General features: G+C 57.1%; 22 protein-coding genes. 12 read left to right on the forward strand and 10 right to left on the reverse strand.

Features of this window, described 5'->3' with window-relative positions; genetic code table 11:
• Positions 1-25 precede the first annotated feature (25 nt).
• Together ACR3EJ_RS01080 and ACR3EJ_RS01085 are read left to right on the forward strand one after the other, a co-directional pair.
• Positions 26-721: an ABC transporter ATP-binding protein gene (locus ACR3EJ_RS01080; RefSeq protein ID WP_170544437.1), complete on the forward strand. Its 696-nt coding sequence runs from the start codon at positions 26-28 to the stop codon at positions 719-721.
• Positions 718-3,246 (forward strand): FtsX-like permease family protein, encoded by a 2,529-nt coding sequence (locus tag ACR3EJ_RS01085; RefSeq protein WP_170544439.1) that lies wholly within the window; start codon positions 718-720, stop codon positions 3,244-3,246. Before ACR3EJ_RS01080 ends, ACR3EJ_RS01085 begins: the two co-directional genes overlap by 4 nt.
• Before the next feature lie 2 nt (positions 3,247-3,248).
• Here ACR3EJ_RS01085 and ACR3EJ_RS01090 read toward each other — a convergent pair whose 3' ends face one another.
• On the reverse strand, positions 3,249-3,695 hold the full coding sequence (locus ACR3EJ_RS01090; RefSeq protein WP_010442480.1) for an RrF2 family transcriptional regulator: 447 nt from the start codon (positions 3,693-3,695) through the stop codon (positions 3,249-3,251).
• Positions 3,696-3,789: 94 nt separating this feature from the next.
• On the opposite strand from ACR3EJ_RS01090, the gene ACR3EJ_RS01095 reads away from it, so the two are divergent.
• Positions 3,790-4,401, forward strand: a complete 612-nt coding sequence (locus ACR3EJ_RS01095; protein ID WP_170544442.1) for a gamma-glutamylcyclotransferase family protein — start codon at positions 3,790-3,792, stop codon at positions 4,399-4,401.
• 15 nt (positions 4,402-4,416) lie between these two features.
• Here the strand turns inward: ACR3EJ_RS01095 and gltX are convergent, their stop codons facing one another.
• Together gltX and ACR3EJ_RS01105 are read right to left on the reverse strand one after the other, a co-directional pair.
• A complete protein-coding gene (gltX, locus tag ACR3EJ_RS01100; RefSeq protein WP_170544446.1) occupies positions 4,417-5,742 on the reverse strand; it encodes a glutamate--tRNA ligase in 1,326 nt (441 codons plus the stop codon).
• A 59-nt stretch (positions 5,743-5,801) separates the two neighbouring features.
• A complete protein-coding gene (locus ACR3EJ_RS01105; RefSeq protein ID WP_170544449.1) occupies positions 5,802-6,236 on the reverse strand; it encodes a DUF1801 domain-containing protein in 435 nt (144 codons plus the stop codon).
• A gap of 116 nt (positions 6,237-6,352) precedes the next feature.
• Between ACR3EJ_RS01105 and ACR3EJ_RS01110 the strand changes: the two genes are divergently transcribed.
• Positions 6,353-7,285 carry an MBL fold metallo-hydrolase gene (locus ACR3EJ_RS01110; RefSeq protein ID WP_170544452.1) on the forward strand — a complete coding sequence of 311 codons (933 nt, stop codon included), beginning with the start codon at positions 6,353-6,355 and terminating at the stop codon, positions 7,283-7,285.
• Between the two features lie 3 nt (positions 7,286-7,288).
• On the opposite strand, the gene ACR3EJ_RS01115 is transcribed toward ACR3EJ_RS01110, so the two are convergent.
• The 3 genes from ACR3EJ_RS01115 to ACR3EJ_RS01125 all read right to left on the reverse strand — a co-directional run bounded on the left by ACR3EJ_RS01115 (position 7,289) and on the right by ACR3EJ_RS01125 (position 10,985).
• Entirely contained in the window at positions 7,289-8,620 is a 1,332-nt protein-coding gene (locus ACR3EJ_RS01115) for an NAD(P)/FAD-dependent oxidoreductase (protein WP_170544455.1), read from the reverse strand.
• A 148-nt stretch (positions 8,621-8,768) separates the two neighbouring features.
• Positions 8,769-9,041, reverse strand: a complete 273-nt coding sequence (locus tag ACR3EJ_RS01120) for a hypothetical protein (RefSeq protein WP_260024159.1) — start codon at positions 9,039-9,041, stop codon at positions 8,769-8,771.
• A gap of 285 nt (positions 9,042-9,326) precedes the next feature.
• Positions 9,327-10,985: an NAD+ synthase gene (locus tag ACR3EJ_RS01125; protein ID WP_170544461.1), complete on the reverse strand. Its 1,659-nt coding sequence runs from the start codon at positions 10,983-10,985 to the stop codon at positions 9,327-9,329.
• 147 nt (positions 10,986-11,132) lie between these two features.
• Between ACR3EJ_RS01125 and ACR3EJ_RS01130 the strand changes: the two genes are divergently transcribed.
• On the forward strand, positions 11,133-12,623 hold the full coding sequence (locus tag ACR3EJ_RS01130) for a 2-isopropylmalate synthase (protein ID WP_170544464.1): 1,491 nt from the start codon (positions 11,133-11,135) through the stop codon (positions 12,621-12,623).
• 7 nt (positions 12,624-12,630) lie between these two features.
• On the opposite strand, the gene ACR3EJ_RS01135 is transcribed toward ACR3EJ_RS01130, so the two are convergent.
• Positions 12,631-13,296 carry an SDR family NAD(P)-dependent oxidoreductase gene (locus ACR3EJ_RS01135; RefSeq protein ID WP_170544467.1) on the reverse strand — a complete coding sequence of 222 codons (666 nt, stop codon included), beginning with the start codon at positions 13,294-13,296 and terminating at the stop codon, positions 12,631-12,633.
• 276 nt (positions 13,297-13,572) lie between these two features.
• Between ACR3EJ_RS01135 and ACR3EJ_RS01140 the strand changes: the two genes are divergently transcribed.
• Positions 13,573-15,141, forward strand: coding sequence for a 2-isopropylmalate synthase (locus ACR3EJ_RS01140; protein WP_170474403.1), 1,569 nt, complete (start codon positions 13,573-13,575; stop codon positions 15,139-15,141).
• A 44-nt stretch (positions 15,142-15,185) separates the two neighbouring features.
• Here ACR3EJ_RS01140 and ACR3EJ_RS01145 read toward each other — a convergent pair whose 3' ends face one another.
• Together ACR3EJ_RS01145 and ACR3EJ_RS01150 are read right to left on the reverse strand one after the other, a co-directional pair.
• Entirely contained in the window at positions 15,186-16,925 is a 1,740-nt protein-coding gene (locus tag ACR3EJ_RS01145; protein ID WP_170544470.1) for an adenylate/guanylate cyclase domain-containing protein, read from the reverse strand.
• A gap of 111 nt (positions 16,926-17,036) precedes the next feature.
• A complete protein-coding gene (locus tag ACR3EJ_RS01150; protein ID WP_170544472.1) occupies positions 17,037-17,831 on the reverse strand; it encodes a 23S rRNA (adenine(2030)-N(6))-methyltransferase RlmJ in 795 nt (264 codons plus the stop codon).
• Between the two features lie 154 nt (positions 17,832-17,985).
• Here ACR3EJ_RS01150 and ACR3EJ_RS01155 point away from each other — a divergent pair, with 154 nt between their 5' ends.
• Genes ACR3EJ_RS01155 through ACR3EJ_RS01180 form a run of 6 tightly spaced genes read left to right on the forward strand, consistent with a single transcriptional unit; the run spans position 17,986 to position 24,545 of the window.
• The gene (locus tag ACR3EJ_RS01155; RefSeq protein ID WP_010442888.1) at positions 17,986-19,032 is read left to right on the forward strand and encodes a rod shape-determining protein; all 1,047 of its coding nucleotides are present in this window, start codon (positions 17,986-17,988) and stop codon (positions 19,030-19,032) included.
• Positions 19,033-19,088: 56 nt separating this feature from the next.
• A complete protein-coding gene (mreC, locus tag ACR3EJ_RS01160) occupies positions 19,089-19,991 on the forward strand; it encodes a rod shape-determining protein MreC (protein ID WP_010442887.1) in 903 nt (300 codons plus the stop codon).
• A complete protein-coding gene (locus ACR3EJ_RS01165) occupies positions 19,984-20,520 on the forward strand; it encodes a rod shape-determining protein MreD (protein ID WP_170544475.1) in 537 nt (178 codons plus the stop codon). Before mreC ends, ACR3EJ_RS01165 begins: the two co-directional genes overlap by 8 nt.
• The gene (gene mrdA / locus ACR3EJ_RS01170) at positions 20,517-22,466 is read left to right on the forward strand and encodes a penicillin-binding protein 2 (protein ID WP_170544478.1); all 1,950 of its coding nucleotides are present in this window, start codon (positions 20,517-20,519) and stop codon (positions 22,464-22,466) included. Before ACR3EJ_RS01165 ends, mrdA begins: the two co-directional genes overlap by 4 nt.
• On the forward strand, positions 22,463-23,602 hold the full coding sequence (rodA, locus tag ACR3EJ_RS01175; protein WP_010442884.1) for a rod shape-determining protein RodA: 1,140 nt from the start codon (positions 22,463-22,465) through the stop codon (positions 23,600-23,602). Before mrdA ends, rodA begins: the two co-directional genes overlap by 4 nt.
• A 10-nt stretch (positions 23,603-23,612) precedes the next feature.
• Positions 23,613-24,545 (forward strand): 2-hydroxyacid dehydrogenase, encoded by a 933-nt coding sequence (locus tag ACR3EJ_RS01180; protein ID WP_170544481.1) that lies wholly within the window; start codon positions 23,613-23,615, stop codon positions 24,543-24,545.
• Here the strand turns inward: ACR3EJ_RS01180 and ACR3EJ_RS01185 are convergent.
• Positions 24,542-26,557, reverse strand: coding sequence for a M3 family metallopeptidase (locus ACR3EJ_RS01185; protein ID WP_170544484.1), 2,016 nt, complete (start codon positions 26,555-26,557; stop codon positions 24,542-24,544). The two genes, ACR3EJ_RS01180 and ACR3EJ_RS01185, sit on opposite strands and share 4 nt — an antisense overlap.
• Positions 26,558-26,594 lie beyond the last annotated feature (37 nt).

The raw sequence follows: 26,594 nt of genomic DNA on the forward strand, positions 1-26,594 counted from the left end.
TGTACCCCTCTCGATGGCCTGATCAATGACGACACCTGTTCTTACGCTCCAAGATGCCGCATTATCGCTGGATGGCAATGCCGGAAGGGTGGATATTCTGCACGACATCTCTCTGTCTGTGAAACAGGGCGAGACGCTGGGGTTGGTCGGCCCTTCCGGTTCAGGGAAATCCTCACTGCTAATGCTGATGGGCGGGTTGGAACAGGCGACCGACGGTCGCGTCACGGTATTGGGCCATGATCTGACGGAAATGAGTGAAGATGCACTTGCCCGGTTTCGTCGTGAATCAATGGGTGTGGTGTTTCAGAATTTTCACCTGATCCCGACGATGACCGCACTTGAGAACGTCGCCACCCCGCTCGAACTTGCAGGGCATAAGGATGCTTTCAAGCGCGCTGAGGCCGAGCTAGAGGCTGTGGGGCTGTCACATCGAAGCGATCACTACCCGGCGCAATTGTCAGGTGGCGAGCAGCAACGTGTGGCGCTGGCCCGCGCGTCGGCCCCACGCCCTAAGATTTTGCTGGCAGACGAACCCACAGGAAATCTGGACGAAGCCAACGGTGCGGCGATTATAGATCTGTTGTTCGGTCTACGCGACCGGCATGGTGCCACCCTGGTTCTGGTCACGCATAGCCACACGCTGGCGCAGAAATGCGACCGCGTCGTGCGGTTGCGGGATGGACGCATCGCTGAAGAGTCGCAGCGCGAGGCGGCCGAATGAGCCTGCGTCTGGCAGGACGACTGGCACGGCGCGAACTCCGCGGTGGGCTGCGTGGATTTCGGGTGTTTCTGGCTTGTCTGGCCTTGGGCGTTGCAGCGATTGCCGCGGTCGGCATGGTCCGCCAAGCAATCCAGACCGGCCTTCAGCAAGAGGGCGCATCGCTACTGGGCGGGGATGCGCAACTGGAATTCACCTATCGCTTTGCCAATGATCAGGAACTCGCTTGGATGGAAAAAACCGCACATGCGGTTTCAGAGGTTGTTGATTTTCGGTCTATGGCCGTAACGGGAAACGGGACGAACACGCAACGTGGGCTGACCCAGGTTAAGGCTGTGGATGACGCTTATCCGCTGTTAGGTTCGGCGATCCTTGAACCTAAACTTACTCTGACCGATGCCTTTGCAGGTGCCGATGGGCTGCCTGGTGCAGTCATGGCCCCCTCTCTGATTGACCGCCTAAACCTGACGATTGGCGACCAATTTGAACTTGGCACGCAGAGATTTGTTCTGATGGCCGCGTTAGAGCACGAACCTGACGGCGCGGCTGATGGGTTCTCGCTTGGGCCGCGCACATTGGTCCGGACAGAAGATCTGCAGTCCTCCGGCCTGTTGGCGCCGGGCACGTTGTTCTCCACTAAATACAGGTTGGGCCTGCCTCAGACTGCCGAATTGGATGCGCTGTCGCTGGAAGCGAAGCAGGCCTTCGAGGGGACCGGCATGCGCTGGACCGACGCTCGCAACGGTGCGCCGGGAATATCTGAATTCGTAGGCCGCCTCAGCGCGTTTCTGGTTCTGGTGGGCCTGTCGGGATTGGCCGTTGGCGGGATCGGGGTGTCTGCTGCCGTGCGAGCCTATCTTTCCCAAAAGACGGAGACGATTGCGACATTGCGCACGTTGGGCGCTGATCGGGCGACAATCTTTCAGACCTATATGATTCAGATAGCCGTTCTGTCGAGCATCGGTATTATCATGGGCTTGGTCCTGGGCGGGGTGTTGCCGCTGCTACTGGCCCCCGTAATCGAAACGCAATTGCCAATCCCCGCAGTCTTCTCGCTTTATCCGCAGCCACTGTTCGAGGCCGCACTTTATGGTGTGCTGACCGCGTTCCTGTTCACACTCTGGCCGCTGGCCAGAACCGAGGAGGTGCGCGCAGCAACCTTGTTTCGGGATGCGCTAACATCGGCGCGCAGTTTCCCGCGCCTGATCTATGTCGTAGCGACCGCTATTGGCTTGGCCGCACTGATCGGAGCCGCTGCATGGTTCAGTGGTTCAACCCGATTGACCCTCTGGACCAGCGCAGGGTTGGCCGGGGCGCTTACTTTGCTGGCCCTTTCTGCCTTTGCCATTCGCAAATTGGCCCGCGCGGGCGCGCCTTGGACCAGAGGCCGCCCTGCCCTGCGGTGGGCCTTGTCCGCCATTTCTGACCCACGCGAAGGGGCAGCGTCGGTGGTTCTGTCCCTTGGGCTCGGCCTGTCGGTCCTCGCAGCGGTGGGACAAATCGACGGCACCCTGCGCAATGCGATCTCGGGGAACCTGCCAGAAGTGGCACCCTCATATTTCTTCGTCGATATCCAGAAGGATCAGATGCCCGGGTTCAGCGAACGTCTCGACACTGACCCCGCCGTCAGTCGGGTAGAAAGCGCTCCAATGCTGCGCGGGATCATTACCAAGATCAATGGACAACCCGCGCGAGAGATTGCAGGCGATCACTGGGTTCTGGACGGCGACCGGGGCGTGACCTATTCCGCCCAACCGCCGCAGAATGCCCGCGTGACCGACGGAGTGTGGTGGCCCGAAGATTACAGCGGCCCTCCACAAGTCAGCTTTGCCGCCGAGGAGGCTGCTGTGATGGGGCTTAAACTTGGGGATGAACTCACGGTCAATATCCTTGGCCGCGATATCACTGCTGAACTGACCTCATTACGCGAAGTTGATTTTTCGACCGCTGGAATGGGATTTGTCATGTCGATGAATCCCTCCGCGCTGGCGGGCGCGCCGCATAGCTTCATCGCAACGGTTTATGCTGAAGAGCAGGCCGAAGCCGCCATCCTGCGCGATCTGGCGGGGCAATATCCCAACATCACGGCGGTCCGCGTCCGCGATGCCATTGACCGGGTCTCTGGTTTGCTGGCGGGCCTGGCAGCAGCTACCTCGTATGGCGCAGGCGTGTCCCTGCTGACCGGTTTTCTGGTGTTGATCGGTGCTGCCGCCGCAGGAGAGCCAGCGCGCAGATATGAAGCGGCGATCCTCAAAACTCTGGGCGCGGACCGGGGCCGCATCCTGCGCAGTTTTGCCTTGCGAGCTATTCTGTTGGGGGCCGCTGCCGGATGTGTCGCCCTGTTGACCGGTATTTTGGGCGGCTGGGCCGTGGCCACATATATCTTCGACACAGATTTCGCGATTATCTGGTCATCCGCGCTCGGGATCGTTATCGCGGGCGTCGCGGTAACGCTTGGCGCGGGGATGCTCTTTGCGCTGCGCCCGCTTTCAGTGCGTCCGGCGCGCATTCTTCGCGCCAGTGACTAAGTTCAACGCACGCACGCGACGGGCTGTAGTATCTTCAGCAACTGGTCGTTGTCACAAACCAACGCATCAAGCGTGATTTCGTCTAAGGACGCATAAAACACCTCAGCCGCATCCTGCAGCGCCAATCGCAAGCGGCATGCATCGGTCAGCGGGCATGTATTGTCTGCATCCGCAAAACACTCGGCAATCGGCAATCCACCTTCAACATGGCGGAACACAGACCCGACCCGGATCTGATCTGCCGAGCGGGCCAGCGTCATGCCGCCATTGCGGCCACGTTGGGTACTGAGATAATCCAACTGGCTAAGCTGGTTGATCACCTGCGCCAGATGGTTCTCGGAGATGTTGCAGACTTCTGCAATCTCAGCCTTAGTAACCAGCCGATCCTGATGCGCGGCACAATACATCAATACGCGCACCGCGATATTCGTCCGTTTGGTAATCCGCATGAGGGCCTCCCGAATCTCAAGATGAAGCCTTATTGCATGTTCTGTAAAAAGACTGTTTGACATACATCAATCGTCAAAGAAGGACACGACCCGCATGGCAGACCCCTATTTCTTCGGCTATGGCAGCCTCGTGAACCTGTCGACGCACGATTTTCCCGACCCGCGCCCGGCGCGTCTGAAGGGCTGGCGGAGGGCGTGGCGGCACACCAATCTGCGCTCGGTCGCCTTTCTGACTGCGATTCCAGATCCCTCGTCAGAAATCGACGGCATGATCGCTCACGTGCCCAAAAACGACTGGGCCGCGCTGGATGAACGGGAATGGGCCTATGAACGCGTGCCTGCCACGCGATCAATCTCCCATACGCTGACGCAGGAGGCAGAAATCGCCGTCTACGCTGTGCCCCATAACCGCCATACAGCGCCCAGCAATCACCATCCGCTGCTGCTGAGCTATATCGATGTCGTGGTGCAGGGGTACCTGAGGGCATTTGGATCGGACGGCGCTGATCGCTTCTTTGCCACAACCGATGGCTGGGACGCGCCGATTTTGAATGATCGTGCCGAACCGCGATATCCGCGTCATCAGCAACTCAATCCCACCGAGACTGAATTCGTGGACGACCGTCTGAAGCGCGTATCGGCTCGTATTTTGCAGCCCGGAGACCAAAGAAAAGCAGGCCAACTGCCTGCCTCCTTCGTGTTTTAAGATACTCTCTGCGGGTCAGCCCCGCGCGCGGATCACCTGCAGCAGCGGCAGCAAGGTCGCCATCTCGGGCCCGCGCTCCATTCCGGTCAGCGCTTTGCGCAGCGGCATGAACAGGCCTTTTCCCTTACGGCCCGTGGCCTCTTTCACCGCCTTGGTCCAATTCGCCCAGGTATCTGCGTCGAACGGACCTTCGGGCAGCAGGGCCACCGCCTCTGCTATGAATTCACGATCTTCATCTGCGATCAGAGGTTCGGCCCCATCGCGGCAAAGATCCCACCAGCCTTTGAGATCGCTCAAGGTGGTGATGTTTTCACGCGCCATGGTCCAGAAAGGTTCTGCCAGTTCATCCGGAACACCCGCCTCTGCAACGGCATCCGCAACTTCGGCCAGAGGCAGCGATTGCAGGTGCTTCGCCGTCAGCGGGAACAGGTCCTGCACGTCGAACTTGGTTGGTGCCGCGCCAAAACGGTTGATGTCGAACCCGTCGATCAGCTCGGACATCTCAGCACGCAGCTCAACCGGATCAGAAGAACCCAGACGCGCCATCAGGCTCAGCAAGGCCATTGGCTGCACGCCCTGCTCTCGCAGATCACGTAAGGCCAGTGTGCCCAGACGTTTAGACAGGGCCTCACCCTGCGGGCCTGTCAACAGAGAGTGATGCGCAAAGCGTGGGCAGGTGCCGCCCAACGCTTCGATGATCTGAATCTGCGTCGCCGTGTTGGTGACATGGTCCGAACCACGCACCACGTCGGTCACGCCCATCTCGGTATCATCGACCACGGACGAAATCGTATAGAGAACCTGACCATCACCCCGGATCAACACCGGGTCGGATACCGAGGCGGCATCGATCGAGATGTTGCCCAAAATGCCATCGTTCCATTCGATACGCTCGTGGTTCAGTTTGAACCGCCAGACGCCATTGCCGCGCTCGGCGCGCAGCGCCTCTTTCTCGGCGTCGCTGAGGTTCAGCGCGGCACGGTCATAGACCGGCGGCTTGCCCATGTTCAGTTGTTTCTTGCGCTTCAGGTCCAGCTCGGTCGGCGTTTCAAACGCCTCATAGAACCGACCCATCGCACGCAGCTTGTCCGCAGCTTCGGCATAGCGGTCCAGCCGTTCCGACTGACGCTCGACCCGGTCCCAATGCAGGCCAAGCCACTCTAGATCTTGTTTGATCGCATCGACATATTCTTCCTTCGACCGCTCGGGATCGGTGTCATCGATACGCAGGATGAACGTACCGCCTGCTTTGCGGGCGATCAGATAATTCATCAGGGCGGTGCGCAGGTTGCCCACATGGATGTAACCGGTGGGCGACGGGGCGAAACGGGTCGTGGTCATGGAAGTCTCCTGTTGGCGCGGCTCATGTCACATGGGCGCGTTTTTGTCCAGCAGGGCGTTCAGGTCGGCTCTACCGGCCACATACCATACAGGTGTTCGAGCCCAGCTTTGATGAGTTCACGAAGCACGTCGAGATCGATGTCTGACAACTTGTTCACGTAGAGGCAGGATTTCCCCAGCTTGTGTTTGCCCAGTCGAGACAGGATATATTCGAAATCAGCATAACCCGGCATGATGTAGATAGAATGCGCAGCCTTGCGCGGAGAGAACCCGGTCGCCAAAAAATCGCCTTCCCGCCCGGGAGCATAGCGATAGTGATATCGGCCATAGCCAACGATCGACGGACCCCACATCACTGGGGCAAACCCGGTGGTATCCTGAAAGAGCCTGTCCAGCACTTGCGCCTCGTCCGCCTTACGCAGCGGCTGAACGGTCGCCAGAAATTCAGCAATATTTTGCACGGTGGGCACTGTTTTGTTCTCAGATCGCGGCATGAACAAAAATTAACACGTAATGTTCATCCATGCAGCCCATGTATTGGGTCTATAACTGGCAAGAGAAACGCTCTGACCTAGTTCTACTACTGGCGTTCTGACAGGGAGACTTAGATATGACGATCAAATTGACTCGCAGGGCTGCTCTGAGTGCCGCTGCCGCATTGCCTTTTGCCTCTGCCGCGATGCCGGCTTTCGCAGCTGGTAAGCCGAGCAAAGCAAATTCAACCATCGCAAAATCATTCCAGTTGGGCGATTTCACAGTTACCACCCTGCTCGACGGCAGCGTGCCACGTGATGAGCCAAAGGCACTATTCGCAGCTGAAGTATCTGACGACGAATTTGCAGCAATCTCTGCGGAAAACTTCATTCCAACTGATGTTGCGCAATTCTTCTTTACTCCGACACTGGTCCATACCGGCTCTGAACTGGTGTTGTTCGACACAGGCTTGGGTCAAGGCGGTATCCAAGCCGCGCTGGCTGACGTAGGAGTCTCACCTGACCAAATTGATGTGGTCGTGATCACGCACATGCACCCCGACCATATCGGAGGCATGACAACGAATGACGCTCCGACATTTGCGAACGCCCGATTTGTAACCGGCGCGCCGGAATATAATTTCTGGTCTGCGATGGATGCGGGCAACCGCGTCGGAGATATGGTTGCAGCGAAGGTCACACCCCAAGCCGAAAAGATGACGTTCCTTGACGATGGTGGAGAGGTCACTTCGGGAATAACAGCGATGGCGGCTCACGGACATACGCCTGGTCACACAGTTTATCATCTGGAAAGCAATGGGCAACGATTGGTTCTGACAGCCGATCTGGCAAATCACTACGTCTGGTCATTTGCGCGCCCCGACTGGCCATTCAGCTTCGATATGGACGCCGCAGCGGCCACCGCCTCGCGTCGGAATGTGCTGGGTATGCTGGCCGCTGATAAAATACCCATGATCGGCTATCACATGCCTTTCCCGGCCGCGGGGTACGTTGAAACACGCGGCGAGGGGTTCCGGTTCGTACCGGTCAGCTATCAAATGATGGGCTAGGGCCTAATAACCAGGATCTGGCCGTACTTTTGAACTATCCGTGAAACGCGACAGGCGAAAGGCGGCTGGATCAACGCAGGGCGTGCTATCGGTGACAATATCCGCCATCAGCCGACCTGCGCCTGGCCCAATCCCAAAACCATGGCCGGAAAACCCGGTTGCTATATGCAGACCCGGGAATTCGTCTACTTTTGAGACAACTGGAATCGCATCCGGGGTCACATCGATCAGCCCGGCCCAGCTTTGGACGATCTCTGCCTCCTCAAGTACGGGCATCGCTTTGCGAGCGTTGGACCAGGCCTGTCGCAACACTTTTCGAGAGGGCTCGGGATCCAGCACCCGACAGTGCTCAAACGGCGTCACGTCGGTAGGCAGCCAAGTTCTGTCTTCTTTTGCCTCTACCATCCAGCGTTGCGACAGGCGAAACCGCAAGGAACGCCACTCTTGCTGAAACGCTGGCAAGAACTGAAGGCCGAGTCGAAAACTGTCAGGAACGATATCCACAGTATTCTCGTGACCCGACGCAATCGTGTAACCCCCGTCCGCACGTTTGCGAATGGCGAAATCATCACTCCAAAGCGATACCTCCGGCCCGGACTCTACCGGTGAGGTCCGCATGACTGTATTCAGCACCTTGAGTTGGGGCAGAGCGATACCTGCGTTCCCTGCAAAAAGACGCGACCATGCCCCACCCGCCAACACCACCTGACTGCAACGAACACGCCCTCGTTCGGTGAAGACACCTGCGATCCGGCCCGCCTCGAGATCGACGCTTCGCACAGCGCATTGTGTCATGATCGCGGCCCCACAATTGCGGGCAGCCTCAGCCATTGCGGGGGCCGCCCATTGCGGCTCAGCCCGTCCGTCTTGCGGCATATAGAGCCCAGTCTGCGGTTTCATGGTGGAGTTTGGAAATAGTGAGGCCAACTCAGCGTGCGATACCATACGGGCACCTGTCTGCTGCCCTTCAACATGCTCCAACCACCGCGTCAAGTTACCAACGTCGCGTGTGCCTGATGCGCCAAATACGATCCCCGACTGAACATAGCCCGTGCTCCGCCCAAGGCGTTCATCCAACCCACGCCAGATGCGCAGAGCTTCCTGCATCAATGGGATCTCGCGTGGGTCGCGCATCCCAAGCCGGACCCAACCCCAGTTACGCGAACTCTGTTCACCGGCGATCCGGCCCTTTTCGCACAACAGGACGGAAATGCCACGCTCGGCCAACTCCAAAGCGGTCGAGACACCAATTATTCCGCCACCGATAACGACGACATCCACCGATTTAGGAAGGGTAATATCAGATTCGACGGGAGTCGGAGAAGGACCTGGCATCAACCGCTCGGAAGTTGTTTATCGAAGCGGTATCCAGCCCGAGAACGCGTATTCTGGCAATGAGAAACGGAGGCAGGTCAACTGAATGCAGCAACCTGTTGCCTATCAGCCAGCCCATTACGCACCACGCAGCGCTGGTTGTTCTAAATCAGGCAGCGCCGGACAGTTGCGCCCATGTTTGGCGCAGAAAAGATTTGCGGCCAGTATCAGGCTTTGCAGCAAGAACTTCTTGCGACTTCAAGGATGGAAATTCTGGTCGCGTCGGTTCAATATCTGTAACCGGCGGCGGCGCAAGATCCTCTTTGTTCAGAATTTCTGCGATCGAAGCATCAAGCGTTTCTTCATCCAGCTTGCGCGGCTCAGACTCCATTGTTTTCCATTGCAATGGAGCATGAAGCGATTTGTCATATCCATTCGTCATTTGACCACCATCACCTTTACCGACACCCAAAAACACGGATGCCCCAACTCAGATCAATAATCACGGTCGCAGTTTCTGAAATAGCAGAGCGGCATACCGGATTACGTCACATTCGCCTCACACAAGGCGAACCCCTGACATAAATGTGGCAAAAAAAGGACCCAATTACAAGCTGAACGTGCGCCAGATATCCATAACCAGTCGTCATGTATGGACAATTATGATGACCGAAGCCAACTGCCGACGAATTGGAAACAATCGCAGCGATAGGAACTGATCCGGGTCTTAATCCTGATCTCGCCAGCGATTTACGATCGGGTAACGACGATCCAACCAGAAGGCACGCGGGGTCAGCCGTGTGCCCGGCGCCGACTGAAAGCGCTTGTACTCACTAATATAAATCAGGTGCTCAACGCGCCGCGCGTCGCCTTCATCAAAACCCGCCGCTACGCAATCGGCGATCGAGCCATCCTGATCCACCAATATATCAAGAATGGCGTCCAGAACCGGGTAATCCGGCAGGCTGTCGCTGTCTTTCTGATCTTCACGCAATTCAGCGCTCGGTGGCTTATCGATGACCGAGGGGCGGATGACCTCTCCTTCGGGGCCTATCATCCAATCGCGGTGATTGGCGTTGCGCCAGCGACAGGTCTCGAACACGCGGGTTTTGTACAGGTCTTTGATCGGATTGTAGCCTCCGTTCATGTCGCCATAAATAGTAGCATATCCTACCGCGACCTCGGACTTGTTGCCGGTCGTCAGCAGCATCTCGCCAAACTTGTTCGAGATCGCCATCAACAACAGACCACGTAGGCGGGACTGAACGTTTTCTTCGGTCAAATCTTCCTCGCGCCCGGCAAATAGCGGGGCAAGCGTGTTGGTCACCGCAGTCCGACCTTCGGAAATCGGAACAGAATCATAGTGGACTCCCAACGCCTTCGCGACGGCTTCGGCATCATCCAGAGAGCTTTGGCTGGTATATTCCGATGGCAACATAACGCAGCGCACATTGTTCGCCCCGATGGCATCTACCGCAATCGTCGCAACCAATGCTGAGTCAACACCCCCCGACAAGCCAAGCACCGCCTTTTTAAAGCCGGTTTTAGCCATGTAGTCGCGCAGGGACTGCACCATAGCGCGATAGTCCTGCTCCCATGCATCTGGCTGCGGCACCACCTCTGCAAGATCGATTCGCCAGCCGTCGTCGGTGCGCATCAGATCGATGTTTTGCACCGCTTCATCAAAGACCGGCATACGGAATGCAAGCTCTCCGCCGGGGTTCAGACCAAAAGTGGCACCATCAAAAACCTGATCATCCTGCCCGCCGACCATGTTCAGATAGATCACTGGCAAGCCTGTCTCGACCGTACGCGCCACCATATGGTTCAGCCGGATGTCGTATTTGTCTCGGAAATAGGGCGACCCATTGGGGATTAACAGGAACTCAGCCCCGGTTTCCTCGAGCGTTTCGGCGACATCCTCGTGCCAGCCATCCTCGCAAATCGGACTCCCCACCCGGACGTTACCGACCGCATAGGGCCCACCCATTGGGCCTGCGTCATAGAGCCGAACCTCGTCAAAGACGGTTTCATTTGGCAAGTGATGCTTGAGAACCTTGCTTACGATCTTCCCACCTTTGAGGATCAGATACGCGTTATAAAGCTTGTCTTCCTCGACCCAAGGACCTCCGATTGCCAGCGCAGGGCCCTCGGCGCAGTCTTCCGCCAGCGCCTGCACAGCTTGCATCGCCGCACGATGAAACACAGGCTTCATCACCAGGTCCTGAGTATTGTAACCGGTGATGAACATCTCAGGCAGCGCCACCAGATCAGCCTGCGCCGCGCGCCCTTGCTGCCAGGCCGCAGCAGCCTTTGCGGCATTCCCTTCGATATCCCCAACGGTTGGGTTCAGTTGCGCCAGAGTGATGCGGAAACGGTCGGCCATTTTGCCCTCTTGCCCTCGTCAGTCCTTCAGGGATTTAGCAGATCACAGCGCGAGTGAAAGGCAAATGCGGCAAAACCCGTTGCTCTGCCCCCTGCGGTATCCTAGTTTTGCGCCAACATCTCATAAGAGCCGCAGGCAGGTACAATTATGAACGCGATCCGCACATCCCTTACCGCTGCTACATTCGCCATGCTGACGCAAATTGCAGCGGCCCAGCAAAATGATCAGATCATCGTAGCCGACGACGACGTCGGGGGTGTTTACGAAGGCACATTCGAAAACGGCCTGCGGCACGGTACAGGTACTTATCGGCTGCCCAGCGGATTCGAATATTCCGGTGAGTGGGTCGAAGGAGAGATTCAGGGAAAGGGTACAGCACGATACGCCAATGGTTCGGTCTACGAAGGCGATTTCGTAAAAGGCCAACCTGAAGGACTCGGGAAGATCGTGTACGCCGACGGACAAACCTATGAAGGTGAATGGTCCAAAGGTGCGATCAATGGCGATGGTATTGCCGAGTACACCAATGGCATGCGGTACGAGGGCACGTTCAAGGAAGCTAAGCGCCACGGTCAGGGCGTGCTGACCAGTGCCGACGGATATATCTACGATGGAGATTGGGTGGACGGCCAAAAAGAAGGCAAGGCCAAGATCACCTACGCTGACGGCAGCACTTATGATGGCGATGTCAAAGCCGGGAAACGTGCTGGTACGGGCACTCTGAATCTGACTGGCGGATTAACCTATACCGGTGACTGGCTTGATGACAATATGACCGGAACCGGTCGGCTCACACACCCCAATGGTGACGTCTACGAAGGCGCGCTGATCAATGGGCGGCGTCAGGGCGAAGGCAAAGTCACGTACGCCAGTGGCGCGGTCTATGAAGGTAATTTCGCCGACGACCTGCGTCAGGGACAAGGCACATTTACCGGCACTGACGGCTTTCGCTATACCGGCGAATGGTCAGATGGTCAGATCGCGGGATTGGGCGAGGTAACCTATGCGGATGGTTCCGTTTATGTCGGTGACTTTCTGGATGACCTGCAGCACGGCAAAGGGCGGACGACCTATCCAAACGGCACTGTTTATGACGGCGACTGGGTTGCAGGCGTATTTGAAGGCACCGGAACAGCGACCTATCCAAATGGAACTGTCTATTCGGGGCAGTTTAGAAACGCGCGCAGTCATGGCAAAGGCGTTCTGACCTTCGCCAACGGCTATCGTTATGACGGAGATTGGGTCGATGGTGTCCGGCAAGGGAAGGGCAAAGCCACGTTCCCGGACGGTATTATATATGAAGGCGAGTTTAAGGATGGCAAACGCCACGGACTAGGAACGCTCACTCGCCCCGGCGGTTTCAGTTATACAGGCGAATGGTCTGAGGGAAAAATCAACGGTGCTGGCATAGCAACCTATGAAACAGGCGACGTCTACGAAGGCAATTTTCTGAACAATAAGCGTCACGGTGAAGGGACAATGCGTTTCGCCGGTGGTGAAGTTGAATCTGGGATCTGGGAAAATGATACGCTGGCGCGTGAAACAGATACCCCTGCTGAGACATCTGATCCAGAACCAGAGACCGAACCTTCTGAACCTCAGACCGATACGGATAACGCAGATACGAGTGACGGCTAACAAAGCCCTACCAAGGCACGCGCTTGCCAGCCCAGTCAAAAAACCCGCCCGTGTCGGTTGGTGAGAGCCCTGCGATAACGGCAAGCAAATTTTCCGCCGCCTCTTCGGGCTCGACTGCAGGGTGGCGACCGAGATATTTCTTCGTAAATGCAGTCTTAACCGTGCCGGGATGCATCACGACACACGCAGCTTGTTTATGCGTGCGCGCCAGCTCGATCGCGGCTGTATGCACGATCTGGTTCACCGCAGCCTTCGATGCACGATAGCTTACCCAACCACCAAGTCGATTGTCTTCAATTGACCCGACGCGCGCCGACAACACAACGAAGGCTGCCTTCCGGTCACGTGGTAACAGCCTGTGAGCCTGTTTGAGGACCAATGCAGGGCCAATAGCATTCAGGGCAAACTGGTCCATCATCGCGCGGGCTGACACGGCGCGCATCGACTTCTCAGGTTCAGCCCCGTTTATCTCAAGCGCGCCAGATGCAACGATAATCAGATCGAACGGATCAGAGAGAGTATTCAAAATCCGCGCAACCCCATCAGGGTCCGTCAGGTCAAACCCATCCACAGACCGTGACAATCGCGTCACCTCAACGCCCCGCGCTTGCAACAACTCGCTCAGCGCCCGCCCAATTCCACCAGATGCACCTATGATTAAAGCGGTTTCCATGACATCAGAGCTAGAAGGAAACCAAGCCCCTTCAACAGCGCAATCAATTTCAACTAGGGTTCATTTTCCCGCTTTTCATTCGCCATGCGCCCTGTATAAGCTGAAGCCCATGATCAACCGCGCAGATATCGCTTTTGCCGACGCCGCATCCTGCGGTGCATCGCTGCGTGGTCTACTGATCCTAATCCGCCTCTGAGCGTGCCATCCGGCGCGCCCGCTCAGAGGAGGACGCCCGCGCGCCAAGAGGCTTTAGGACAGAAGAAGAAAGAGAACCCCATGACAAACGTGACCGACCAAGACCGCGTCGTGATCTTCGACACCACATTGCGCGACGGCGAGCAAAGCCCCGGCGCGACTATGACCCACAACGAAAAGCTCGAGATTGCCGAGCTTTTGGATGAGATGGGCGTCGATATCATTGAAGCAGGATTTCCGATCGCATCGGAAGGCGACTTCAAGGCAGTATCCGAGATCGCCGAACGGTCGAAGAACAGCCGCATCTGCGGTCTGGCCCGCGCCAATTTTGCCGATATCGACCGCTGTTGGGAGGCCGTGAAACACGCCGAGAAGAACCGGATTCATACGTTCATCGGCACCTCTCCGTTGCATCGCGCCATCCCGAACCTGACGATGGACGAGATGGCCGACAAGATCCACGAAACGGTCAGCCATGCGCGCAACCTGTGCGAAAACGTGCAGTGGTCGCCGATGGATGCAACGCGGACCGAGTGGGATTATCTGTGCCGTGTAATCGAGATTGCGATCAAAGCGGGTGCGACCACAATCAACATTCCCGATACTGTCGGCTACACAGCCCCGGTCGAGTCTGCCGACCTGATCAAACGCCTGATCGAAACGGTCCCCGGTGCAGATGAGGTGGTCTTTGCAACGCATTGCCATAACGACCTTGGCATGGCGACCGCGAATTCTCTGGCCGCAGTCGCGGGTGGTGCGCGCCAGATCGAATGCACCATTAACGGGCTCGGCGAACGCGCCGGCAACACCGCGTTGGAAGAAGTTGTCATGGCGTTGCGCACCCGTAACGACATCATGCCTTGGCATACTGGGATAGATACCACCAAGATCATGCACATCTCCCGCAGAGTAGCGACCGTGGCGGGCTTTCCTGTCCAGTTCAACAAGGCCATCGTGGGTAAAAATGCTTTCGCCCATGAAAGCGGTATTCACCAAGACGGAATGCTGAAAAACCGCGAGAATTTTGAGATCATGCGGCCCGAGGATATCGGTCTTTCGGGCACGTCGTTGCCGCTGGGCAAACACTCCGGCCGGGCTGCACTGCGCGACAAGCTTGAGACGCTGGGCTTTGAGGTCGGAGACAACCAACTCAAGGATATTTTTGTGCGCTTCAAGGATCTTGCAGATCGCAAGAAAGAGGTCTTTGACGACGATCTGATCGCCTTGATGTCGCTGGACGACGACGACGATCGTTTGCAACTGGTGTCGATGAAAGTGACCTGCGGTACAGGCGGTCAGGCTGAATCGACGGTCGAGCTTGAGTTCGATGGCAAAGATGTCATCGCCACCGAGCACGGCGACGGACCGGTGGACGCGACTTTCAAAGCGATCCGAGCGATTTACCCGAACAAGGCGCATCTGCAGTTGTATCAGGTCCATGCAGTGACCGAAGGTACGGACGCGCAAGCCACGGTTTCTGTACGGCTGGAAGAGGATGGCATGATTGCCACCGGTCAGTCAGCAAATACGGATACCGTTGTTGCCTCGGCCAAAGCTTATATCCACGCGCTAAATCGCCTGATCATGCGCCGTGAAAAAGCAGGTCCAGGCGCGGACACGCGTGAGATCAGCTATAAGGATCTGACCTGAGATAAAATCGGCCCGTTGTCGCGGGCCGATTTTCGCTTGGAAGGTCAGGACAATCCGGCCTTTCTTACTCCACCGACAAAATGCTGCAGATCTTCCTCCCGGGCGTAATGCAGCGTCGCAACCAGATCTTTGATCTCGGTATCGGGCTGCGCAGCATAAATAGCCTCCACATGTATTCGGGCCTTGGCATCATCCCCCAGCCACGCGAAGCACGCCGCGACATAGGCATTTTGCACAGTGTCCAGCGTCGGCAAATGGGCAAAATCGTCAATCGCCTGATCATAATGCTTTCCACCAAACCGCGCCTTTCCCAGATGGCTCCAGAAACGTGCAGGATGATGCGGATTCAGGCGCATGGCTTTCTGAATCCACTCAGCGCCTTCGTCGGGTCGGCCTGACCAGGTCAGCAACTCTCCCATCTGGACGACAACCAGATCGTAGTTCGGGTTCAGCGACAAAGCCCGTTCCTGATGGTAACGCGCACGCGCCAGATTGTTACGCAATATCTCGACGGCCCCCATCAAACGATGAACATCCGCGTCGTTGTCATCCATCGAGGCCGCCTTCAGGATCGCCTCTTCGCAGGACGCCATCATGGCGTCGCTGTCATCACACCAGCCATAGCCCCAGGCTTGCCCCCGGATGCAACCGCTCCAGGCGTGGGCGTGGGCATAGTCGGGGTCAAGCTCGATGGCGCGGTCGATCAGCTTGGTGGCCTCGGCATTATCTTCGTACGTGCTGCGATGATGCAGGACCTTGGCGGCCAGAACACATTCGTAAGCTGCAAAACTCGATGGTTTTTTGCGCGCCAGCCCTTCTTGCTGGGACGCTTCGATCCTCCCCGGCAGAGTCGCAACCACAGCTGAAATCACCTCGTCCTGAATGGTGAAAATATCGTCAAGGTCACGGTCATATTTCTCGGCCCAGACATGGCCATCGCATTCACTGTCGATCAACTGAACCGTAACGCGCACCCGATTTCCCGCCTTGCGAACGCTGCCTTCGACTATGTAGCGCGCACCCAGTTTATCACCAACATCACGGACGTTCACCGCCTGCCCTTTGTAGACAAAGCAGGAATTGCGCGAGATCACGAACAGTTCGTGCCTGCGGCTCAGCTCAGTCAGAAGATCTTCGGTCAGACCGTCGGCAAAGAACTCCTGCTCTGGATCACCACTCATGTTCTCAAATGGAAGAACCGCGATCGAGGGTTTGACGACTCTTGTCCCTTCTTGCCCGGTAAGGTTCTGCTCGGCCTCGCCGGCCGGCGCATCTAATCCGACCCTGTACGCGCGAACAGGTTGCGACAGGTTCTTGAGCGACAGGTCCCCTACATCGTGAAACTGTAACTCCAACCGACTGGATACCTGTTCGTGGACAGCGCCGGAAATCAGCACATCGCCTGCTTGTGCTGATTGTTCCAACCGGGTAGCAATGTTGACACCACTGCCAAAGATGTCCCCGTCTTCAAAGATGATTTCATCAAGGTTGATGCCTATGCGAAACTGAATGCGCTGATCTTGCGGAACATCCGCATTCCTACGCAACATTCGGTTCTGAACTTCGACGGCGCAGGTTACGGCGTCGCTTGCGCTGGGAAATTCGACAAGCATTCCGTCGCCGGTGGTCTTGATAATCTTTCCGTGGTTTTTCTCGATCGAAGGGTCGATAAGCTCAATCCGGTGTGTGCGCAGCCGCGCCAGCGTGCCTTGCTCGTCAATTTCCATCAATCGGCTATAACCCACCATATCGGCGGCCAAAACCGTAGCAAGTCGGCGATTCATGGCACCCCTCCCTGCTGTAAGTTTAGGGCCGGTGGTCCTTTTGGAACAAGAAATTTTGCAGACACAGCCAGGACGTGTAGTCGGACACGCTCAATGCGCCTTGAACATGTGTTACCTGTGACCCAGCCCCGCAAATATTGCATCCAACCTGCGCGCCTCGTCCGCAAACCCAAACGGAGTGTTCACGACAAACATGCCAGACCCGATCATATGATGACCTTCCCGCGCAGCAGGAAACCGCACCTCGTGGCAAATCGTTTTGGGATATCCGGCGGATTTCAGTGATGAAATCATAGCCTTGTGTCGCGCATCCGTCAGGATTGGATACCAGAGTGCGATCACCCCCACATTCCACTTGCGATGCAATTTCGCGATCACCCCAGGCAACCGGTCATAGTCTGCCTTCACTTCATAGCTGGGATCGATCAGCATCATCCCACGCCGGGGCGTTGGTGGCAGCAGAGATTGCGCAAGTTCGAACCCGTCTTGCCGGTAAACCTTGGCCCTGTACGGCGACAGTGCAGTAGCCAGTGCCGCATGTTCCTGAGGATGCAACTCAGCAAGGTGCAAACTGTCCTGTTCTCTGAGCAGATTTGCAGCGATTAGTGGGGAACCGGGATAAGCAGGCGCGCCATATCGGGCCTGCATAGTCCCCAGCACCTGCATCATTGGGTGATCCGGATCAAACCAACCCTCACGCTGCGCACGCGCGATACCGGCAGCCGCTTCTCCCGTTCGGATCGCCTCGGCCGCGTCAAGCTCATACAGACCACGCCCCGAATGCGTCTCGACATAACTGATCGGCTTGTCCTTTTGGGTCAGATACCGCAGCGTCCACGCCAATAAAGCGTGCTTTTGTACATCAGCCAGATTTCCAGCGTGGTAAATATGTTGATATGAGAGCATTTTGCCTTCTAAAGTCCCTACCAATAAGGCGGAAAGGTGCTGACTATCGCGGAATCAGCCCTTTAACCGGACGAGTTGGCACCCTATAAGGCATCCGTCCCGGAACCGTCGAGTCGCGGGCAGTGGAAATTCGGACAAACGGGATCAGGGAAATATGGGCATCTTTGGCACTCTGGGCGGCCTGTTCACAGCGGACATGGCTATAGACCTCGGAACAGCGAACACGCTTGTTTACGTCAAAGGGCGCGGTGTGATCCTGTCCGAACCGTCAGTTGTTGCCTACCACGTCAAGGATGGCGTGAAGAAGGTTCTGGCCGTCGGCGAGGACGCCAAACTGATGCTGGGTCGAACGCCAGGCTCGATTGAAGCGATCCGCCCGATGCGCGAGGGCGTCATCGCTGACTTCGACACCGCGGAAGAGATGATCAAGCACTTCATCCGCAAAGTGCATAAGCGCTCGACCTTCTCCAAGCCCAAGATTATCGTCTGCGTCCCTCATGGCGCGACACCCGTTGAAAAACGCGCGATCCGTCAATCGGTTCTGTCTGCAGGCGCGCGACGCGCGGGCCTGATTGCCGAACCGATTGCAGCTGCGATCGGTGCGGGCATGCCGATCACCGACCCGACTGGCAACATGGTTGTTGATATCGGCGGCGGCACCACCGAGGTCGCGGTTCTGTCGTTGGGTGACATCGTTTATGCTCGTTCGGTCCGCGTGGGTGGTGACCGCATGGACGAGGCCATCATCTCGTATCTGCGTCGCCAGCAGAACCTGTTGGTCGGTGAATCGACCGCTGAGCGCATCAAGACCACAATCGGCACTGCACGGATGCCCGATGATGGGCGTGGGCAGTCGATGCATATCCGAGGCCGCGATCTGTTGAACGGCGTGCCTAAGGAAATCGAGATCAGCCAGGCTCAGGTGGCCGAAGCGCTGTCCGAGCCCGTTCAGGCGATCTGCGAGGCGGTGATGACCGCGCTGGAAACCACACCGCCCGATCTGGCGGCTGATATCGTCGACCGCGGCGTCATGCTGACCGGTGGCGGTGCGCTGTTGGGCGATTTGGATCTGGCTCTCCGCGAACAGACCGGGCTGGCCGTGTCGATTGCTGATGAAAGCCTGAATTGTGTGGCTTTGGGCACCGGCAAAGCGCTGGAATACGAAAAACAACTGCGCCACGCGATTGACTACGAAAGCTAAGGCGCGCACCCTTAGGGTGCGAAAACTCGGGCACGAGCAGCACGGGAAGGTAACCTGTGGCAAAGGACCGATCACAGCGCGACGAATACACGACCCCCCTGCGCCGATTGCTTGTGGGGATCGTTGTTTTATGCCTGCTCGGTATCTTCTTGGTCTGGCGCATCGACAGCCCGCGTGTCGAACGTTTCCGTGCTCAGGTGGTAGACACTGTTGTACCTTCGATGGAGTGGGCGATGGTGCCGGTTACCGCGTTGATCAACCTGTCGCGTGATTTCCAAAGCTACCAGCGCCTTAGCGAACAAAACCAGGAACTACGCAGCGAATTACGCCTGATGCGCGCCTGGAAAGAGGCCGCATTACAGCTGGAGCAGGAAAACGCCCGCCTGCTGGATTTGAACAATGTACGCCTCGATCCGCGACTGACCTACGTTACCGGCGTCGTAATGGCTGATAGCGGATCACCCTTCCGGCAATCAGTTCTGCTGAATGTCGGCGAGCGAGATGGTATCGTGGATGGCTGGGCTACGATGGACGGGATTGGCGTGGTCGGGCGCATCTCGGGTGTTGGGTCCGATACTTCGCGCGTGATCCTGTTGACCGACGCCTCAAGCGCAATCCCCGCCACCATACAACCATCGGGTCAGACTGCATTGATTACCGGTGATAATACCTCTGCACCCGCTGTCGAATTTCTCGAAAACCGGGAACTGGTTCGACCCGGCGACCGTGTTGTGACATCCGGCGATGGGGGAGTATTCCCCGGCGGCCTGTTGATTGGGCAGATCAGCGTTGATCCGGGCGGTAGGTTACGCGTACGGCTTTCCGCCGATTTCGAGCGTCTCGAATTCTTGCGTGTTCTACGCTATCAGTCCGCACCACCAATTAGCGATTCAGGAGACATAGTCGGTCCGCGCCAGCCCGAGGCAGCTTTGACCACACAAGGGGTCAACGATGGATAAGTCTGTCTCCTCACTTTGGGCTAAACGCAGCTTGTATGTCGCCTTGGCGATTATAGTGATGTTCCTGCACTTGTTGCCGCTGGACACCAAACCTGATCGGTTACCGTTTCCGGATATCATGATCGCGCTTACCTATGCGTGGGTATTGCGGCGACCCGAATACGTTCCAATCCTGACGATTGCCGTCGTCATGTTCATGGCTGATTTGTTGTTACAGCGCCCGCCCGGTCTGCTGGCTGCATTGGTGGTATTAGGGGCCGCCTATCTCCATTCCGCCTCCGTTGGTATGAAAGATTTGGGATTTATAGGCGAATGGACGACTGTCGGAGCCGTAATCACAGTTGTTTTTGTACTTAACCGCCTCCTTCTTGCTATCCTGTCAGTGCAACAGGCGTCATTGGGGCCAGTGGTAGTGCAAGTGGTACTGACAATCGCAATCTATCCCTTGATGGTCCTGATGAGCCAAAGTGCCATTGGTGTGCGACGAAAATCGGTCGCGGACAGCACAATGCCCCGAGTGCGGTCATGAAACAGAGAAAACCAAAACCTCAGGGTCTGGCTTACAAGCGGCTACCGCGCCGCGCTTTGATTTTAGGTGGATTGCAAGCGGCCTTTGTTGGTGGCCTCGCTGCCCGAATGCGGTTCATGCAGGTTGATCAGGCGGATGAGTATCGCTTGCTGGCCGAAGAAAACCGTATCAATATTCGCCTGATCCCACCAACCCGGGGCCGGATCTACGATCGAAACGGGCAGATCATTGGGCAAAACTCACCGTCTTATCGCATCGTCATCGTGCGTGAGGATGCGGGCGACATCGACAAAGTCATTTCCAAACTCTCGGAACTGATCCCGCTGACCGTAGATGAAATTGAACGTGCCAAGACGGAAATGCGTCGCTCTGCCCCGTTCTTGCCAGTTACATTGGCTGACCAAGTAACGTGGGAGGATATCTCAAAAGTTGCCGTCAACGCTCCGGCCTTGCCTGGTGTCACTCCCGAGGTAGGCTCTACGCGCCAGTACCCGCGCTATGAGGATTTCGCCCATGTCGTCGGTTATGTGGGCCCGGTCAGCGATTATGACCTGAGCCAAATCGAAGACCCCGAACCGGTTCTGCGTATCCCACGGTTCCAGATTGGCAAGGTTGGTTTAGAAGCCAAGCAAGAAATCAGCTTGCGCGGCAAGGCAGGCGCAAAACGGGTCGAGGTCAATGCCACAGGCCGCGTCATGCGTGAACTGGACCGGCAAGAGGGTCTTGCCGGTGCCGATCTGCAACTATCTGTTGATGCCGATCTTCAGCAGTATGCTCAGGCCCGTCTGGCTGGCGAAAGTGCTGCAGCCGTCGTGATGGACTGCGAAACTGGCGACATCCGCGCCATCAGCTCGGCCCCGAGTTTTGATCCGAACTTGTTCGTGCGCGGCATTTCAGTGGCCGACTATCGTACTTTGACGAATGACAAATACCGTCCGCTGGCCAACAAAACGGTACAGGGCACCTATCCACCGGGATCAACCTTCAAGATGATCACTGCCATGGCCGCGCTTGAGGCCGGAGTAATCAGCCCCTCCAACACGGTGTACTGCCCCGGTCACATGAAAGTCGGCAGCCGCCGCTTCCACTGCTGGAAACGCGGAGGGCACGGGTCAGTTGACCTTGAAACATCGCTGAAGCGTAGCTGCGATGTATTCTACTATGACGTGGCAATCCGCGTTGGGATCGACAAGATTTCCGAGATGGCAAACACTTTCGGGTTGGGTATCAAACATGACATCCCGATGTCTGCGGTAGCTGCGGGGCTTGCCCCTAATCAGGAATGGAAGCAACGCATCCACGGGCAGGACTGGCTGGTGGGTGACACCGCGAATGCCTCGATCGGTCAGGGTTTCATGCTCGCATCACCACTCCAACTGGCAGTCATGACTGCACGACTGGCGACCGGTCGTGCGGTAAAACCACGGCTGGTGCGCTCGGTTGACGGGATCGAGCAGCCCTCGGGAGCAGGCGAACCGCTGGGCGTTAATCGCAACAATCTTGAGCAAGTGCGCAAGGCAATGTTCTCGGTCTCGAATAATCGGCGCGGCACGGCATACCGCAGTCGGATCATCGCTGATGAGTTCCGCATGGCCGGTAAGACGGGTACGAGTCAGGTGCGCAACATCACCAAAGCCGAGCGCGCCGCAGGGGTAATCCGCAACGAAGACCTGCCGTGGGAGCGTCGGGACCACGCGCTGTTCGTAAGCTTCGCGCCCTACGACAATCCGAAATACGCAGTGGCCGTGGTGGTGGAACATGGCGGCGGTGGCTCCAAAGCAGCCGCACCGGTGGCGCGCGACATCATGCTACAGGCACTTTACAACGGCACTCCACCGCTCGAAGCCTACCCGGCTGGTGACCGCGAGCGTATCAAGGAACAACAAAAGCGACTTGAGGGGGATCGCCGCCCCAAAGCGCGTCCTGATGAAAAGGACCGCGCATGAGCTATCTTGAATATGCCGTCAAATCCACGCCTTCGGGCTTCCGCAAGTTCCTCTATATGAACTGGCCGCTGACGCTGCTTTTGATCAGCGTCGCCAGCGCCGGGTTCTTGATGCTGTATTCGGTGGCGGGCGGGTCTTGGATGCCATGGGCCGAACCTCAGATGGAGCGTTTCGGCCTTGGGCTGGCGGCAATGTTCATCGTCGCCATCGTTCCTATCTGGTTCTGGCGCAATATGTCGGTCGTAGCCTATCTGGGATCCATAGGATTGCTGATTGTGGTGGAACTGTTCGGTACCATCGGCATGGGCGCGCAGCGCTGGATTGATCTGGGGTTCATGCGGCTCCAGCCTTCCGAGGTCATGAAAGTCGCGTTGGTGATGGTCCTCGCTGCCTATTACGATTGGCTGCCTGCCCATAAAACCTCGCGACCGTTGTGGGTGATTTTCCCGGTCCTTCTGATCCTGATTCCGACATTTATGGTTCTGAAACAACCCGATCTAGGCACATCAATCCTGCTGCTTGCCGCTGGCGGAGGTCTTATGTTTCTGGCCGGTGTCCATTGGGCCTATTTCGCCGCCGTCATCGCGGCGGGGGTTGGACTGATTGCCACGGTGTTCAACAGCCGTGGGACGGAATGGCAACTGCTCAAAGACTACCAGTTCCGACGAATCGACACCTTCCTCGATCCTTCCACCGACCCGCTCGGGGCGGGATACCACATCACGCAGTCGAAGATCGCGCTTGGGTCAGGCGGCTGGAACGGGCGCGGCTTTATGCAGGGCACGCAGTCACGCCTTAATTTTCTACCCGAAAAACACACCGACTTCATCTTCACCACTCTGGCGGAAGAGTTCGGCTTTGTCGGTGGCATAACCCTGCTGATCCTATATGGCCTGATCCTGATCTTCTGTATGGTCACTGCCCTGTCGACCAAGGATCGGTTCTCGTCGCTGGTAACGCTGGGCATTGCGCTAAACTTCTTCCTGTTCTTCGCCGTCAACATGTCGATGGTGATGGGGCTTGCCCCGGTTGTTGGCGTGCCTCTGCCAATGGTCAGTTATGGCGGTTCTGCCATGCTGGTCCTGATGGCCGCCTTTGGCATTGTCCAAAGCGCTCATATCCACCGCCCCCGCTGAAAGGTTCCCCATGCCCGTGAATATCCTGTTTTCCGCGCGCCCTGAGTTGTGGCCAGAGTATGAGCCTCTGATGCGCCAATACCTGACCGACGCGGGGCTGGATTTTCACTTAGCCAAAGACATCCCAGCAGATCAGGTTGACTACATCGTCTATGCCCCGAACGGAGGGGTACAGGATTTCACTCCCTTCTCGCAGCTCAAAGCGGTGCTGAGCCTCTGGGCAGGGGTTGAGAAGATCTCGGGCAATGAAACCCTCACAGTTCCGCTGGCGCGGATGGTCGATGGTGGATTGACGCAGGGCATGACCGAATGGGTGGTTGGGCACGTACTGCGCTATCACCTTGGCATGGACCGTCACATCACGCAGCAGGATGGCACGTGGACACCGGATACTCCGCCCCTGGCCTCTCAGCGCACGGTCTGCATTTTGGGATTGGGTTCATTGGGTGAGGCCGCGGCCCTCGCTCTGGCCGCATTGAATTTTCATGTCATCGGCTGGAGCCGTACCGCAAAGAATATCGTCGGCATCAACTGCCTGCACGGGCAGGATGGGTTGCGAGAAGCGCTGTCGCAGGCAGAAATCGTTGTGCTCCTGTTGCCCGATACACCTGCCACCGAAAACACCTTAAATGCGGACACGCTCGCCCTGCTTCCCAAAGGCGCACAGATCATCAATCCTGGGCGAGGGCCTTTGATTGATGACGACGCCTTGCTGCATGCGCTGAATTCGGGACAGATCGGACATGCCACACTGGATGTATTCCGGATCGAACCGCTCCCGGTCAACCATCCGTACTGGGTGCATCCTAATGTAACTGTCACACCGCACATTGCCTCGGAGACGCGCCCCTTCACAGCAGCACAGGTGATATGCGAAAACATCCGACGAGGTGAGGCAGGAGAGCCCTTCCTGCACCTCGTCGATAGAGACCTCGGTTACTAGGCAGCAATCAAACCGCGACCCTTAAGCAAGGCTTCGACGCCGGGCAGGCGGCCACGGAAGGCCAGATAGAGATCTTCAGCCTCGCGTGATCCACCCGTAGAAAGGATATTGTCTTCCAACGATTTGGCGCGTTCCGGATCGAACGCCCCGCCTGCTTCTTCGAAGGCGGCGAAGGCATCCGCGTCCATAACCTCGGACCACATATAGCTGTAATAGCCCGAGCTATAGCCGTCGCCCGCGAAGACGTGGGCGAAATGCGGGGTGGCATGGCGAATGCCAATAGCAGAAGGCATCCCAATTTCCGCAAGAACCTCAGCCTGTTTGTCCATCGGATCAGCGGGCGCTGCCCCATCGTGGAACGCCAGATCAACCAGCGCCGAGGCAACATATTCCACCGTCTGAAAGCCCTGATCGAAATTGGCCGCTTTCAGAACTTTTTCCAGCATTTCCTGCGGCATCGGCTCACCGGTATCCGCGTGCGTGGCAAACTCGGCCAATACCTCCGGCACTTCCAGCCAGTGTTCGTAAAGTTGGCTGGGCAGCTCGACAAAATCACGCGCCACTGAGGTGCCAGAAATGCTTTCATAGGTCACATTGGACAACATCTGGTGCAGGGCGTGGCCGAATTCGTGGAACAGTGTTCGCGCATCGTCATAAGACAGCAGCGCCGGGTCACCCTTGGCGAAGTTGCACACATTGATAACGACAGGCGTCTGTACATTCGGAAACTTTGCCTGCCCCCGCATTGCGCTGCACCATGCGCCTGATCGTTTCGATCCACGTGCAAAATAGTCTCCGATGAAGACCGCAACATGTTGGCCTTTCCGGGTTACCTCCCACGCACGACAATCAGGATGGTAGAGAGGCACATCCAACGGAGCAAATTCCAGCCCGAACAGCCGATTGGCGCAGGCAAACGAGGCCTCAATCATCCGATCCAGTTGCAGATAGGGCTTTAGCGCCGCCTCATCCAGATCATGTTCGGCTTTGCGCCGTTTCTCGGCATAGTAACGCCAGTCCCAGGCTTCCAATGGGCCGTTGATGCCGTCCTCTTGCATCATTTGTGTCAACTCATCGGCGTCTGCATCTGCTCGCTTTTTCGCAGGTTCCCAGACCTGCATGAGAAGGTCGCGCACCCGATCAGGTGTCCGTGCCATCTCAGTTTCCAGCTTGTATTCGGCAAAGCTGTCATAGCCGAGCAGCTTGGCGCGTTCTTCACGCAGTTTCAGGATTTCGGCAGCAATCTCGCGATTGTCAGTCTCACCGCCATTTGCGCCACGCGCCGTCCACGCACGATAGGCTTTTTCTCTTAGATCCCGGCGAGGTGAAAACTGCAGAAACGGCACAATCAGCGATCGCGACAGCGTCACCACCGGCCCATCCGCGCCCTTTTCCTGTCCGGCTGCCCGGGCTGTATCGACGACAAAACCGGGCAATCCCTGCAGATCTTCTTCGGCGAGTTCCATGAACCAATCCCGCTCATCTGCCAACAGATTCTGCGTGAAAGACGTGCCCAATGAGGCCAGACGGGCCTTGAGCTCTTGCATCCTCGCATCGTCATCTCCGGTCAACGCGGCCCCAGCCCGCACGAATCCTCGATGGGATAACATCAGAACGCGCGCCTGTTCGTCGGTCAGACCCAATTCGTCGCGCCGATCCCACAGATCAGCCACCCGCTGAAATAGGGATTTGTTCGAAGAAATGCGTGAGTAATGTGCGGCGAGTTTCGGTGAAAACGCGCGTTGGAGTTCCTCGCGCTTGGGGTTGCTGTCAGCGCCTGCGACGGTGAAGAACACCGACAAGACTTTGTCCATCTGCTCACCGGCGGCTTCAAGTGCTTCAATCGTATTGGCGAAAGTGGGCGTGTCCGGATTTGCCGCAATCGTATCGATCTCAGCATCATGCGCTTGCATCGCCTGCTCCAGCGCAGGAGTGAAATCATCATCCGAGATCGTCGCAAATGGGGCAATTTCGAAGGGCGTATTCCAGTCGGACAGGATCGGGTTGGTCATTGAGGTCTCCTTTGACCTCATAGCTAAGACCGCCCGA

Source organism: Ruegeria sp. AB11 (genome assembly GCF_056536325.1).